This window comes from Telluria sp. LT1R51-2, from assembly GCF_059685775.1.
Window position 1 is genome coordinate 2,988,637 of record NZ_JCASIM010000001.1, and the last position, 13,751, is coordinate 3,002,387.

The 13,751-nt window shown below is 64.2% G+C and carries 11 protein-coding genes; 2 read left to right on the forward strand and 9 right to left on the reverse strand.

What is annotated here, in order from left to right:
• Window position 1: 1 nt before the first annotated feature.
• The 9 genes from truA to AC56LH_RS13310 form a co-directional block, all read right to left on the reverse strand.
• Window positions 2-802, reverse strand: coding sequence for a tRNA pseudouridine(38-40) synthase TruA (gene truA / locus AC56LH_RS13270; RefSeq protein ID WP_499646711.1), 801 nt, complete (start codon window positions 800-802; stop codon window positions 2-4).
• Entirely contained in the window at window positions 799-3,864 is a 3,066-nt protein-coding gene (locus AC56LH_RS13275) for a motility hub landmark protein FimV (protein WP_499646713.1), read from the reverse strand. Before AC56LH_RS13275 ends, truA begins: the two co-directional genes overlap by 4 nt.
• Window positions 3,865-4,152: 288 nt before the next feature.
• Window positions 4,153-5,280 carry an aspartate-semialdehyde dehydrogenase gene (asd, locus tag AC56LH_RS13280; RefSeq protein WP_499646715.1) on the reverse strand — a complete coding sequence of 376 codons (1,128 nt, stop codon included), beginning with the start codon at window positions 5,278-5,280 and terminating at the stop codon, window positions 4,153-4,155.
• A 26-nt stretch (window positions 5,281-5,306) separates the two neighbouring features.
• Window positions 5,307-6,377, reverse strand: coding sequence for a 3-isopropylmalate dehydrogenase (gene leuB / locus AC56LH_RS13285; protein ID WP_499646717.1), 1,071 nt, complete (start codon window positions 6,375-6,377; stop codon window positions 5,307-5,309).
• Between the two features lie 80 nt (window positions 6,378-6,457).
• Window positions 6,458-7,105, reverse strand: a complete 648-nt coding sequence (gene leuD / locus AC56LH_RS13290) for a 3-isopropylmalate dehydratase small subunit (RefSeq protein WP_499646720.1) — start codon at window positions 7,103-7,105, stop codon at window positions 6,458-6,460.
• A gap of 10 nt (window positions 7,106-7,115) precedes the next feature.
• Window positions 7,116-7,238, reverse strand: a complete 123-nt coding sequence (locus AC56LH_RS13295) for a hypothetical protein (protein WP_258835162.1) — start codon at window positions 7,236-7,238, stop codon at window positions 7,116-7,118.
• A gap of 66 nt (window positions 7,239-7,304) precedes the next feature.
• Window positions 7,305-8,705: a 3-isopropylmalate dehydratase large subunit gene (gene leuC / locus AC56LH_RS13300; protein WP_499646722.1), complete on the reverse strand. Its 1,401-nt coding sequence runs from the start codon at window positions 8,703-8,705 to the stop codon at window positions 7,305-7,307.
• A gap of 260 nt (window positions 8,706-8,965) precedes the next feature.
• Complete coding sequence (locus tag AC56LH_RS13305) at window positions 8,966-10,885, reverse strand: chemotaxis protein CheA (RefSeq protein ID WP_499646724.1); 1,920 nt, start codon at window positions 10,883-10,885, stop codon at window positions 8,966-8,968.
• Window positions 10,885-11,757, reverse strand: coding sequence for a protein phosphatase CheZ (locus AC56LH_RS13310; RefSeq protein ID WP_499646726.1), 873 nt, complete (start codon window positions 11,755-11,757; stop codon window positions 10,885-10,887). Before AC56LH_RS13310 ends, AC56LH_RS13305 begins: the two co-directional genes overlap by 1 nt.
• 385 nt (window positions 11,758-12,142) lie before the next feature.
• On the opposite strand from AC56LH_RS13310, the gene AC56LH_RS13315 reads away from it, so the two are divergent.
• Window positions 12,143-12,607 (forward strand): universal stress protein, encoded by a 465-nt coding sequence (locus AC56LH_RS13315; protein WP_499646728.1) that lies wholly within the window; start codon window positions 12,143-12,145, stop codon window positions 12,605-12,607.
• Between the two features lie 143 nt (window positions 12,608-12,750).
• Complete coding sequence (locus AC56LH_RS13320; RefSeq protein ID WP_183555538.1) at window positions 12,751-13,395, forward strand: response regulator; 645 nt, start codon at window positions 12,751-12,753, stop codon at window positions 13,393-13,395.
• The last annotated feature ends 356 nt before the right edge of the window (window positions 13,396-13,751 follow it).

Here is a 13,751-nt window from a genome sequence, read left to right on the forward strand (position 1 = left end):
CTTACAACCAGGGCAGCGGCGCGACCGCTTCCTGCGGCAGCTTCCAGCAAGGATCGTACTCGATCTTCGCGAAATACAGGCCGTCGGGCATGAAGGTCGGCGCAGCGACGTCGCGCGAGCGGCTCTCGAGCACCTCGTGCATCCAGTCCGGCTCTTGCCGTCCCAGCCCGACATACACGAGCGAGCCGACGATATTGCGCACCATGTGATGCAGGAAGGCGCTGGCGCGCAGCGTGAAGACGATGATATCGCCATGGCGCTCGATGCGCACTTCGTGCATGTCCTTGACCGGGGTTTTGGCCTGGCAGCTCGAGGCCCGAAACGCCGAGAAGTCGTGCGTGCCGATCAGGTGGCGCGCGGCGTCGATCATGCGCTCGACATCGAGCGGCCGAAACATCCAGCCGGCGCGGTTCGACAGCAGCGCCGATGGCGTCGGATGGTTGTACAGCACATAGTGGTAGGTGCGCGAGCGGGCCGAGAAGCGGGCGTGGAATTCCAGCCCGTCCTCGCCCAGCGGCACCTCTTTGGCCCAGCGCACGACAATGGAATCGGGCAGGAAGGTGTTCACGCCGCGCACCCAGGCTTGGGTCGGGCGCACCAGATCGGTGTCGAAATGGACCACCTGCTCGATCGCGTGCACGCCGGTATCGGTGCGGCCGGCACACGTGGTGGCCAGCGGCGTGCAGGCGAACTTCTCGAGCGCCATTTCAAGACGGTCCTGGACCGTATTGCGTTCCGGCTGTTTTTGGTAGCCGTTCCAACCGGTGCCGATGTACTGGACACCCAGAACAATCCGCGTCACGCCAGCAGCTCTCGCATCGCGCTGGCACGGCCAACCTGCTCGGTGCTGCCGCCCTTGATGACTTCATCGAGCAGTTCGCGTGCGCCTTCCTTGTCGCCGATTTCCTGGTAGGCCACGGCCAGATCGAGCTTGGTTTCCATTTCCATGTGCTCGGGCGACAGCGGCGCCGGGGCTGGCGCCGTGTCATCGACCGGATCAGCATCGAACGCCGCTGGCGGCGGCGTATCGGCCATAGCCGACGCCGGCAGATCCAGGTCGAAGTCGAGCGAGTCGAGCGAATTGCGCTGCAGCGCCGGCGCATCGCTGACCGGCGGCGCCGGCAATTCTTCGGGCGCCGGCACGGGCGCCGGCGTGTCCGGCAGGTCGAACATGTCGAACGGATCGTCCTGGCGGGCCGCGAAGTCTTTCGGCTCGGCGCCGCCGGAAGCGCGCGGCTCGGCCGGCAGGCCGAAGTCCATCGCGTCCAGGTCGAACAGCGGATCTTCGGACACATTCGCGTTCGACGTCCCGCGCACGGCAGGCAGCGGATCATTCACGGGCGCTGGCGTGGCCGGCGTGACCGGTGCGCCGAAGTCCATCGAATCCAGATCGAACAGCGGATCGCTCGGCGCGGCGGCGGCGGGCGCCGGCTGCGCCGGGTTGGCCGGCAGCGACGGCAAGCCGTCGAAGTCCCTGGCCAGGCCGGCCATGTCGACCGGCGTGGCCTGCACTTGCGGCTGCGGCGTCAGGTCGAGCGAGAAGTCGTCGCGCAGGTCAGCCGGAACGGCCGGGGTGGCCGGGGTGGCTGCAGCGGTTTGCCCGGCAGGCGGCGCATCGAAGTCCATGTCGAATTCGAGGTCGTTGACGTCGGTCGACAGTGTCGACGCGGACGTGGCCGCCGCTGCCGGCGGCAGCATGTCGAAGTCGAGGTCAGGCACGGCAGTCGCATCCGGGTCGGGCAGGCTCGTGGTCGCCGGCGTCGGGGTCTCGTCGTGCGTAACCGGCTCGAAAGCCAGTCCACCCAGGTCGAAGTCGAGCGTGTTGTCATCAAGGCGTGGCGCCGGCACCGGCTCGGCATGCGGCGCTGCGGTCTGCTCAGTATCGTCCTTCGACAGCGAGAACGCCGATGCAGCGGCGACAGCACCGGCAGCGGTCGCGCCAGCGACGACGCCCGCGCTGGTGCCCGCATTGGTACCCGACATCGCGGAAGGCTCGTCAGCACGCAGCGCATCCTGGTATTGCTGCGACAGGATCGCCTGCTGGCTGCGCTCCTGCGCCGAAGGCGTCTGCGCAGGAGCCGGCGCGGCGTTTGCGTACAGCGAATTTTGCGGGTCGATGCCCAGGCCCAGCGCCGCGGCGTGCGCCCAGTCGTCGCCCTGGCCGTTCGTGAGCGCATGCAGCTCGCGCGCCTGCACCTCGAACGCGCGGGCATCCTTGCGCGTGGCGTAGATCTCGAGCAGCTTCAAGCGCACCGGATGACGGTCCGGGTGCGTGCGCAGCGCTTCCTTCAGGATTTCCTCGGCCTGCGCGTCGCGGCCGTAGGCGATGTACACGTCGGCTTCGGCCACCGGGTCGACTTCATTCGTATCGAGCTGGCTGGCCGATGGCGCGAAGCTCGAGTTGAAGACGCTGTTGTTGGTGTCGACGCTCTGGCCGCCACTTTCGGCGAACAGCGACTGGGCGCTCGCGCCCTGCCCGCCCAGCACCGACGGTTCGGTCGGCGCCGGCGCCACCGGCTTCGCATTGCGCTTGCGGCGCTGCGCGATGCCGAACAGGATCAAGAGCAGCACCAGCAGCGCTGCGGCGATGTAGAGCATATTGTCCAGCAGTGTGTCGACCAGGCCTTTTTCTGGTTCCGGTTCGGGAACCGGTTTTTTCAGACGTGGATGCGTGACCGGTTTGGCCGGCGTCGCCACGACGGGCGCCGCTGCAGCCTGCTCGGCTTCCGCGCCCGCGCGGCTTGGCACCGTCATCAGGTTTTCCAGTTCGCCGACGTTCTTTTCGAGCTCCTTGACGCGGGCCTCGGCCTGTTCGAGTTCGCGCTGCTTGGCCAGCGTGTCTTCGACGCTGGCGGTGCCGTCCTGCGGCGCGGCGCCGGTGCCCGGCGTGGCCTTCGACAGGCGCAGCTTGTCCTGCGCTTCGTTGGCGGCGGTCGGCTGTTCTTCCACCCGCGCGGTCACGCGCCCGGTGGCGCTCTGGCCGCCCTGCGGCGCGCTGGCTGGGGTGCTGGCGGCGACCTGGCCGGCGAGCTTGTTGCGGTAGGCGTCAAAGTCCGCCGCATGCGCCACGACCACGCCGCGCGCTTCGCTCTGACTCGCGCCGCCACGCAGCGCGTCGCTATCGGGCACGCTCAGGATCTGGCCCGACTTCAGGCGGTTCATATTGTTGCCGATGAAGGCGTCGGGATTGGCGCGGTACAGCGCCACGAGCATCATGTCGAGCGAAATCTGGGCCGGCTTCACGCGGGTGGCGATGCCACTGAGCGTATCGCCGCGCCGCACACGGTAGGTGCTTTCGGCGGCAGCATCGCGCTGCGCCGCCTGGCGCTGGGCGCCTTCGCGTGCGGCAGTGATGCGGGCCCGCTCGGCCGCGTCAGCCGCCGGTGCAGCAGAAGCGGCAGCAGGGGCTGCGGCCGCCGGCTGCGACGCCGCGCGCGGCGCCGGGCTGCCAGCCACCTGCGCCGGCTGCGTCGTGCGCAGTTCGGCCGGATCGAGCAGGAACGTGTACTCGCGCACCAGGCGCCCGTTATTCCAGGTCAGCTCGAGCAGCATGTCGACGAACGGTTCATTCAACGGCTGGCTGGACTCGACGCGGATAACCTGGCGGCCACCGCGCTGCTCGACGGCGAAACGCAGCGACAGCAGGGCCGGATTGAAGTCGATGTTCGCGCTGCGGAAGGCTTCGGGCGTGGCCAGCTTGACGGCCATGCTGGCCGGGTCTTCCCCGGCGCTGGTCGTCAGTACGATTTCGGCGCGCAGTGGCTGGCCAAGTGCCGACAACACGGTCAATTTTCCAAGCCCGGCCGCACTGGCGGCGGAAGTGACGAACACTGCGCTGGCGATCGCTGCAGTGAGGGTTTTCAACGCAGGTGCCATGAGCTGAGATTGTTCCGAAAAATGCATAGTGAGCAGCGAGTTAGTTGGCCGAGGGAAAGACGGTTTCCCGGAGTCTCAACATAACATCATGCTCTAGGGCACGCAAGCGATGCGCACGTTTACAGCAGGGGGAACGGGGTATTTTGTGGCCTGTGAGACATGCCTTTACGGGGTTCGATAACCACCAGACATGGTAGTTGCAATGAATGCAACCGGCGATGACGAACTGGAAATAACGGGCTGGCCGCGAGGCAGCCAGCGCGGTGTACAAGGCGTTTAACGCTCCAGCACGATGCGCAGCATGCGGCGCAGCGGCTCGGCCGCGCCCCACAGCAACTGGTCGCCGACCGTGAACGCCGACAGGTAATCGTCACCCATCGACATCTTGCGCAGACGGCCCACCGGGATGGTCAGCCCGCCCGTGACGGCGGCCGGCGACAGGTCGCGCATCGATGCTTCGCGGTTGTTCGGCACGACCTTCGTCCACGCGTTGTGCGAAGCGATGATGTCGCTGATCTCGTCCAGTGGCACATCGCGGGTCAGCTTGATCGTCAGTGCCTGCGAGTGGCAGCGCATTGCGCCGATGCGCACACACAGGCCATCGACCGGAATGGGCTTGGCGTCGAAGCCCGCGCCGCGACCGAGGATCTTGTTGGTCTCGGCGCCTGCCTTCCACTCTTCTTTCGACTGGCCGTTGCCCAGGTCCTTGTCGATCCACGGGATCAGGTTGCCGGCCAGCGGCACACCGAACTGCTTGGTTTCGTCGCTTGACAGACCATGCTGGGTGGCCAGCACGGTGCGGTCGATTTCCAGGATCGCCGATGCCGGGTTGTCCAGCAGCGGCTTGATCGCACTGTTGATGGTACCGAACTGGGTGAGCAGCTCGCGCATGTGCTGCGCGCCGCCGCCCGATGCTGCCTGGTAGGTCATCGACGTCATCCACTCGACCAGGCCAGCTTCGAACAGGCCGCCCAGGCCGATCAGCATGCATGACACGGTGCAGTTGCCGCCGATGTAGTTCTTCACGCCGCGCGACAATGCCGCGTCGATCACGGCGCGGTTGACCGGGTCGAGCACGATGACCGCGTCGTCGTTCATGCGCAGCGTGGACGCGGCGTCGATCCAGTAGCCGTTCCAGCCGGCCGCGCGCAGTTGCGGGAACACCTCGCTCGTATAGTCGCCGCCCTGGCAGGAAATGATGATCTCGCATTTGGAGAGCTCGGCGATGTCGCTCGCGCTCTTCAGGGTGGTTTCATTCTTCGCCATCGCCGGCGCGGCGCCGCCCGGATTCGACGTCGTGAAGAACACCGGCTCGATGTGGTCGAAATCGCCCTCTTCCTGCATGCGCTGCATCAGGACCGAGCCAACCATGCCGCGCCAACCTACCAGACCAACTAATTTCATCGTCTTCTTTCAGTGTGATTACAGTGTTATCCGAGCGCCGCGACGACCGCATTGCCCATCTCTTCGGTGCCCACGCGGGTGGACCCTGCTTCGTGAATGTCCGGTGTGCGCAGGCCCTGGGCCAGCACGCGCTTGACGGCGTTGTCGACGCGGTCCGCCTGCTCCGTCAGGCCAAAGGTAAAGCGCAGCATCATCGCAGCCGACAGGATCGTGGCCAGCGGATTGGCCACGCCCTGCCCCGCGATGTCCGGGGCCGAACCGTGCGACGGCTCGTACAGGCCCTTGTTGTTCGCGTCGAGCGAAGCCGATGGCAGCATCCCGATCGAGCCGGTCAGCATCGCGGCGGCGTCCGACAGGATATCGCCGAACATGTTGCCGGTCACGAGCACATCGAATTTTTTCGGCGCGCGCACCAGTTGCATCGCGGCGTTATCGACGTACATGTGATCGAGTTCGACGCCGGCGTATTCCTTGTGGACGTCGGTGACGATATCGCGCCAGAACTGGCCCGTTTCGAGCACGTTGGCCTTGTCGACGCTGGTCACGCGTTTGTCGCGTTTCAGCGCGGCCTGGAACGCCACGTGCGCGATGCGGCGGATTTCGCCTTCGGCGTAGCGCATCGTGTCGAAGCCTTCGCGCTGGCCCTTGAACAGACCGTCCGGGCATTCGCGCACGCCGCGCGGCTTGCCGAAGTAGATGTCGCCCGTCAGTTCGCGGATGATCAGGATATCCAGGCCCGACACCACCTCGGGCTTGAGGGTCGACGCACCGGCCAGCTCCGGGTACAGGATGGCCGGACGCAGGTTGGCGAACAGGCCCAGTTCGCGGCGCAGGCCAAGAATCGCCTGCTCGGGGCGCAGCGCGCGCTCGAGCCCATCGTATTTGTAGTCGCCTACGGCGCCGAACAGCACCGCGTCGGCATCCTTGGCCAGCCTGAGCGTGCTGTCGGGCAGCGGGTGGCCATGCGCGGCGTAGCCGGCGCCGCCCACTTCGGCGGTGTCCATCTCGAAGCGCTCACCGAGCGCGTTCAATACCTTGACCGCCTGGGCGGTGATCTCCGGGCCGATGCCGTCACCCGGCAGGATCGCAATCTTCATGCTCGTCTTTCTTGTCTTGGTTTCTTGCTTTGGTTTCTTGCTTTGGTTTCTTGCTTTGGTTTCTTGTATCGGCGCTGCAATCAGATCGCGTTGGCCAGCCAGGGCTGGGCCGCGAGATGGCGTTGTTCGAAGGCGCGGATGTCGTCCGCATGGCGCAGCGTCAGGCCGATGTCGTCCAGGCCATTCAACAGGCAGTACTTGCGGAAGTCATCGATGGCAAAGCCGAACGACAGGCTGCCGTCATGCGTGCCGATGCGCTGCTGTTCGAGGTCGATCGTCAGCTGGAAGCCCGGCTGGCGCCCGACTGCCTGGAACAGCGCCTCGACTTCGTCTTCGGTCAATGCGATCGGCAACAGGCCAATCTTGAAGCAGTTGTTAAAGAAGATGTCGGCAAAACTCGGCGCGACGACGGCGCGAAAACCGAACTGCTGCAGCGCCCACGGCGCGTGCTCGCGCGACGAGCCGCAGCCGAAGTTCTTGCGCGTCAGGAGGATCGACGCGCCCGCGAACTGCGGCTGGTTCAGCACGAAATCGGGATTGAGCGGGCGCGCACTGTTGTCCTGCCCCGGCTCGCCGTGGTCCAGGTAACGCCATTCGTCGAACAGGTTCGGGCCGAAGCCGGTGCGCCGGATCGATTTGAGGAACTGCTTCGGGATGATGGCGTCGGTGTCGACGTTGGCGCGGTCGAGCGGCGCCACCAGGCCTTCGTGTACGGTGAACTTATCCATTTTGGGGGCCCTATTTGCCGCCGGCACCGGTCACGACCTGGCCGACTTTCGAGACATCGCGGCCGATGCCCGAAACGGTGTTACAGCCGGCCAGCAGGATGGCGACGAGGGAGAGTGCGAGAGCTTTTTTCATGATGTCCTGAACGAGAAAATGGTCGTGGAATTGGTCGTGGAATCGATCGCAATACGCCTTAACGCATCAGAGCGCGCGTACGTCGACAAAGTGCCCCGCAATCCCTGCGGCGGCGGCCATTGCGGGCGACACCAGGTGCGTGCGGCCACCCTGGCCCTGGCGGCCTTCGAAGTTGCGGTTCGACGTCGACGCGCAGCGTTCGCCCGGTTCCAGGCGGTCGGCGTTCATCGCCAGGCACATCGAGCAGCCCGGCTCGCGCCATTCGAAGCCGGCGGCCAAAAAGATCTGGTCGAGGCCTTCGCGCTCGGCCTGCTCTTTCACCAGGCCCGATCCTGGCACCACCATCGCCAGCTTGACGTTGGGCGCGCGCTGACGGCCGCGCACGACATCGGCGGCGGCGCGCAGGTCTTCGATGCGCGAGTTGGTGCACGAGCCGATGAACACCTTGTCGATCGCCACTTCGTCGATCGGCGTGCCCGCCGCCAGGTCCATGTAGGCCAGCGCTTTTTCGATGGCGCCGCGGCGCACCGGATCGTGTTCGTCGAGCGGGTTTGGCACGCGACCGTCGATCGCGATCACCATCTCGGGCGAGGTGCCCCAGGTGACTTGCGGCTGGATGTCGTGCGCGTCGAGTTCGACGACCGTGTCGAACGCGGCGCCGTCGTCGCTGTGCAGCGTGCGCCAGTAGGTCACGGCTTGTTCCCACTGATCGGCCGTGGGCGAGAGCGGCCGGTCCTTGACGTAGGCGATCGTGGTGTCGTCGACCGCCACCATGCCGGCGCGCGCGCCCGCTTCGATCGCCATATTACAGACCGTCATGCGGCCTTCCATCGACAGCGCGCGGATCGTCGAACCACCGAATTCGATCGCATAACCAGTGCCGCCAGCCGTGCCGATACGGCCGATCACGGCCAGCACGATGTCCTTGGCGGTCACGCCGGGGCGCAGGTCGCCCTCGACCCTGACCAGCATCGCTTTGGATTTCTTGGCCAGCAGCGTTTGCGTGGCCAGCACGTGCTCGACTTCCGAGGTACCGATGCCATGCGCCAGGCAACCGAAGGCGCCGTGGGTCGACGTGTGCGAATCGCCGCAGACGACCGTCATGCCGGGCAGCGTGGCGCCCTGCTCCGGCCCGATCACGTGCACGATGCCCTGGCGCAGGTCGTTCATGTTGAAGTACGTGAGACCGAACGCTTTGGCATTGGCATCGAGCGTTTCGACCTGCAGGCGCGACGTGGGGTCGGCGATGCCCTGGGCGCGGTCGGTGGTGGGCACGTTGTGGTCGGCCACGGCCAGCGTGCTCGATGTCCGCCATAGTCCGCGGCCAGCGTCGCGCAGGCCATCGAAGGCTTGCGGGCTGGTCACTTCGTGTACCAGGTGCCGGTCGATATACAGGACGGTGGTGCCATCGGCGTCGGCACGCACGACATGGGAATCCCAGAGTTTGTCGTAGAGCGTTTTTTGCATGGTCAGTCCATTGATGCGGTGTGAGGGCGCACAGGGGGTGCGCGCGGTCGCCGGGACAGGGTGCCCGGCAGCCGGGTTTTCGATTATGCCATAGTTGTGCTGTGGTGCACCATGCCGGGGCAGCGCATGTTTATGCCAAGGACCATAACATGTGGCAAATTAAGTTTGCAAGGGCTTTGCCATGCACAAATAAAAAAAGCCCGGATCAGTGACCCGGGCTTTTCCCTGCGCTTTTGCCGCCGCGCGGCATTGGCGTTGCTTTACGCTGCCAGACGCACGCTGCTGCGGCAGCCATCCATCAGGAACGACAGGCCCACGACCAGTACCAGTTCACCCTCGGCCGAACGCGCCGTGCCGGTGATGCCTTCGACCGACAGTGCGGTCATCGGCTTGATGACCAGATCGGCCGTGCCATCGACCGCTTCCATCGCCAGGATGTACGGTTGTGGTGCATTGATGACGATACCGACCTTTTCGGAACCGGCCTCGTAGCCCAGCGCCAGCGCCAGCGAGCGCACCGGCAGCGGACGGCCCTGGTCTTTCAGCACCGGAGCGCCGCCGACACAGGCGAATTCGTCCGGCAGTTCGACGACGCGCTCGACGACCGCCATTGGCAGCGCCAGTTGCGCGCCCGAGGTCGACACCAGCATCGTCGGCACGATCGACAGTTCGATCGGCAGGCGGATCGCAAAGCGCGTGCCCTTGCCCATCTGCGATTCGATGCGAATAGCGCCGCGGTTCTTCTCCACCGCCGTCTTGACCACGTCCATGCCCACGCCACGGCCCGAGACCGAGGAAGCGACTTCCTTGGTCGAGAAGCCCGGCAGGAACACCAGCTGGTAGGCATCTTCGTCGCTCTGCGCGCCGTTTTCGCCGATCAGGCCCTTGTCCATGGCGATCTTGCGCAGGCGGCTCGGGTCCATGCCCTTGCCGTCATCCTGCAGCACGATCATGACGCTGTTGGCTTCCTGCCAGGCTTTCAGCAGGATGAAGGCCTTGGCCGGCTTGCCGTTGGCGACGCGGTCGGCAGGCGATTCGACACCGTGGTCCAGCGCGTTACGCAGCATGTGCACCAGCGGATCGTACAGGCTGTCCACGACGACGCGATCGACTTCGGTCTCGGCGCCTTCGATGGTCAGTTCGACGTCCTTGCCCAGGTCTTTCGCCAGCTCGCGCACGAGGCGCGGGAATTTCTGGAACAGGCGACCCACCGGCTGCATGCGGGTGGCCAGCGTGGCGCGCTGCAGCTCGGCCGAATAGCGCGAGGCGCGTTCCAGCGTTTCGGCCAGCGTGGCGATCAGCGTTGCGGCCTGGCCTTCGAACTTGAATTGCTGCAGACGTTCGAGCAGCACGGCGGCCTGGTTCGCGGCCTGGACCGATTCACCGGCCACTTCGAGCAGCGCGTCGAGCTTGACCGCATCGATACGGATGCTTTCGTCCTTGGCCGGCGCATTGGCGACCGGCTTGGCGTCGTTGCGGCGTTCGGTGCCGTCCCAGCCTTTGCCGCCGGCGACAGGGGCAGTCGTGGTGGCGACTGCCGTGGACGGGGTGGCGGCTGCGGGTGCGGCTTGCGCAACTGCAGGCGCTGCGGTGGCCACGGGCGCAGAAACGGTGGTAACAACAGCTGGTGCGCCGGCGATAGCGCTGGCAGCCGGTACCACGGTGTTGTACATGCCAACCCAGTCCAGGCCATCGTCGCCGACGACCGGTGCGACGGCTGCAGCAACCGGCGCAGCTGCGGCTGCGACGGGCGCTGGTGCCACCGGTGCGGCGACTGGCGCCGGTGCGCTGTTGCCCTTGCCTTCGATCGCGTCCATCAGGATGCGTTCGAGGTCGGCCGGCATCTGCGCCAGGCCTTCCGGCGGCGTGCCGTTGTTCAGGTCACCCAGCTGGTCGGCCACGAAGCCCGATGCCTGCAGCGCTGCTTCGATCGCGATCGGCGTGACCGGCGCGGCGCCGGTGCGCAGCGCATCGAACAGGTTCTCGGTCAGGTGGCAGGCCGCGACGAGCGCAGGCAGGCCCATGAAGCCGGCGCCGCCCTTGATCGTGTGGAACGACCGGAACACCGCGTTCAGGGTTTCCTTGTTGTCGGGATCGCGTTCGAGGCGCAGCAGGTGCTCTTCGACGTTGACCGCCAGATCCATCGCCTCGACGACGAAATCCTTCAGCATATCGTCCATTAGAATCCCAGATCGGCAAGAAGATCGTCAACGTTGTCCTGGTTCAGCGCCGCTTGCGGCACTGACGGGCCTTGCATCAGTGGTTCCGGTACTGCCTGCTTCTGCGCCAGCTTTTCCTTGATGTCAGGCGGTGCATTGTCGCGCAGCAGCTGGGCCAGTTCGCCCTCGACGGCCTGCGTGATCTTGACCACTTTCTTGATCAGCTGGCCGGTGATGTCCTGGAAGTCCTGGGCCATCATGATTTCGAGCAGGCGTGCTTTTTCGGCTTCGGTGGCTGCCGTGACGCTGGTGGCGAACTGGCGCGAATCGCCGGCCAGCGCCTTGAATTCGTCCAGGCTCAGCTTGCCATCGAACAGGTCGCCCCAGCGCAGTTCCATGTCCTTCGACTGCTTCGACAGCACGTCCTGGGCCGGCATGCCTTCGTCGAGCGTGTTCAGGACCTTGTTGGCAGCCTGTTCGGTCAGCGTGGCGACGTATTCGAGACGGTCCTGGGCATCGACGATCTGCGACGACGCTTCATTGAGCGCCTTGTCGTAGCCCAGTTCGCGCAGCGAATCGTGCAGCAGGCGCACGATGCCGCCAAGGCGCTCGAACATGCCACCGTTTTCAGTACCCTCTTCGCCGGCAGCGGGGGCCGTGGCGGTGGTTGCCGCTGCAGCGGGTGCGGCAGCGGGTGCGGCGACCGGTGCTGCGGATACGGCAGTGGCCGATACCTGGTCGAACAGCGAATCGAGATCGTCCTCATCGTTGCTGGCAGCGGCCGCGGGGGCAGGCGCTGCAGCAGGGGAAGTAGCAGGACTTGGCGAGGCGCTGGTGCGCTGCGCCGCCACTTCCTCGAATAGTGCGTCGAAATCGTCAGCGGCGTTGGTCATAATCCCTGCTTCTCCATAATATAAATTCGCAATCAGCTCTGCAATACTGGGGGTGTTGCGTCCATCGCGCCGGTCATCTCCGGGTCCATCGATGGGACTAGTGTTGCCTGCGAGTGTATCAGCGTGGTTGCCGTAGGTAAATCTAAGAGAAGGCAATGCAACAAAATGGGCATGAAAACTTAGTTCCGCGACAATTAAAACGTGCAATTCCTGATCGTTTTTATATGCTTGGTGTTGTATTTTGTGATCGCACTGTTGTTTTCCGTGAGAAAGTGTCGCATCGGGACGGTTACCTGACGTTTGAGCAAGCTCAACACTTTGCATTTTCAACACCCGCCATTCGGCATACAGTTGTCAGAATGGAGAGGCCCTGAGGAGAATCATCATGTACCGAAAAATTCTGATCACAACTGACGGGTCGGCCGTCTCGCAGCACACGGCCTGCGCCGGCGTCAAGTTTGCCCAGCAGTTGGGCGCTGAAGTACTGGCCCTGTTCGTCGCCCCCGAATACCAGTACCCGGTGTACGTCGAAATCATCCCGCCCTCCTATCCCAGCGAAGAAGAATACGTGGCCCAGATGCGCCGGATGGGCGAGGAATACATGGGCAGGATCACACGCTCGTGCGCCAGCGCGAATCTCGCGCACCAATGCCTGACGGCATTTTCCGATACGGCGGCCCTCAAGATCGTCGAGGTCGCCGAAGAGCATGGTTGCGACCTGATTTTCATGGGCTCGCACGGTCGCAGCGGCTGGAACCAGCTGTTGTTGGGCAGTGTCACGAACAAGGTGTTGTCGCATACCGCCAAGCCCGTGCTGGTGCACCGCCTGATTGCCGAACCCGCCGTCTGAACCAGACGCGACCGGTCATCACTCCGCACAAAAGAGCACCAGGGCAACCCGCAGTGTTGATAGCAGGACTTGCCCCGATAAACCGTGTTTAATTGAACAACGGTTTTCGGGGTAGGAAAACTCTTAATGTGTGAGGAATCGAAATGGTCAGAATTGTCATCGCCGATGATCACACGATCATGCGCGAAGGTCTCAAACGTATCCTGGAGGGCGCCGAAGAAGTTGACATTGTCGGCGAAGCAACCAATGGGTTCGAAGTGCTGGCCCTGGTACGCCAGGGCGGCTTCGATTTGCTGTTGCTCGACTTGTCGATGCCCGGGCGCAGCGGTGTCGACCTGATCCGTCAGGTGCGCAGCGAAGCGCCCAAGCTGGCCATCCTGATTCTGACGATGCACGAAGAAGAGCAGTACGCGGTGCGCGCGATCCGGGCTGGCGCCCAGGGCTACCTTACGAAGGAGAGCGCAGGCACGCAACTGGTGGGCGCCATTCGCAAGGTTGCCTCCGGACGCCCCTATATCAGTACGGAAGTGGCGGAGCAATTGGCCCTCAACATCATGGCCCCCAGCGAGCAATTGCTCCACAAGCAGTTATCTGACCGTGAATTTGAAGTATTTTCCCATCTCGTCGGTGGGAAATCGATTACAGAAATCGCCAATGGTCTGCATCTCTCGGTCAAGACAGTCAGCACCCACAAAACCCGCATCATGCAGAAGATGGGGATGAGTTCGCTCTCAGAAATGGTCCAGTACGCTGTCGCGCACCGCCTGCTTTCGCCAATGAAAGCATGAATACGGCATATGCCGCTCCCCTGCGATCGTCGCCATGCGATGTTGCACAACAACTGCATCCTTGAATACGTTTGTCCAGGAACAAGGTTCTGAACTTCCTGTTTTACCTCTCCGCCAGTCGGGCAACACCCCTGGATAGTAGGAATATTCCTACAACCCTACCATCTGTCCTACCTACATATTCAGGCAACGCTGATAGTCGTGCCGGGCTCGTGTTGGCATACTGAATTCACCGTTTCGACTTGCTCGCGATCCAAGTCACGGCGTCAGCCGATAGCAATCAATGGCATGGCAGATGTGCGTCACCATCGGCTCTGCCGCCGGGGTCGCCTCAAACCCTGAGTTTCTTACCGGAG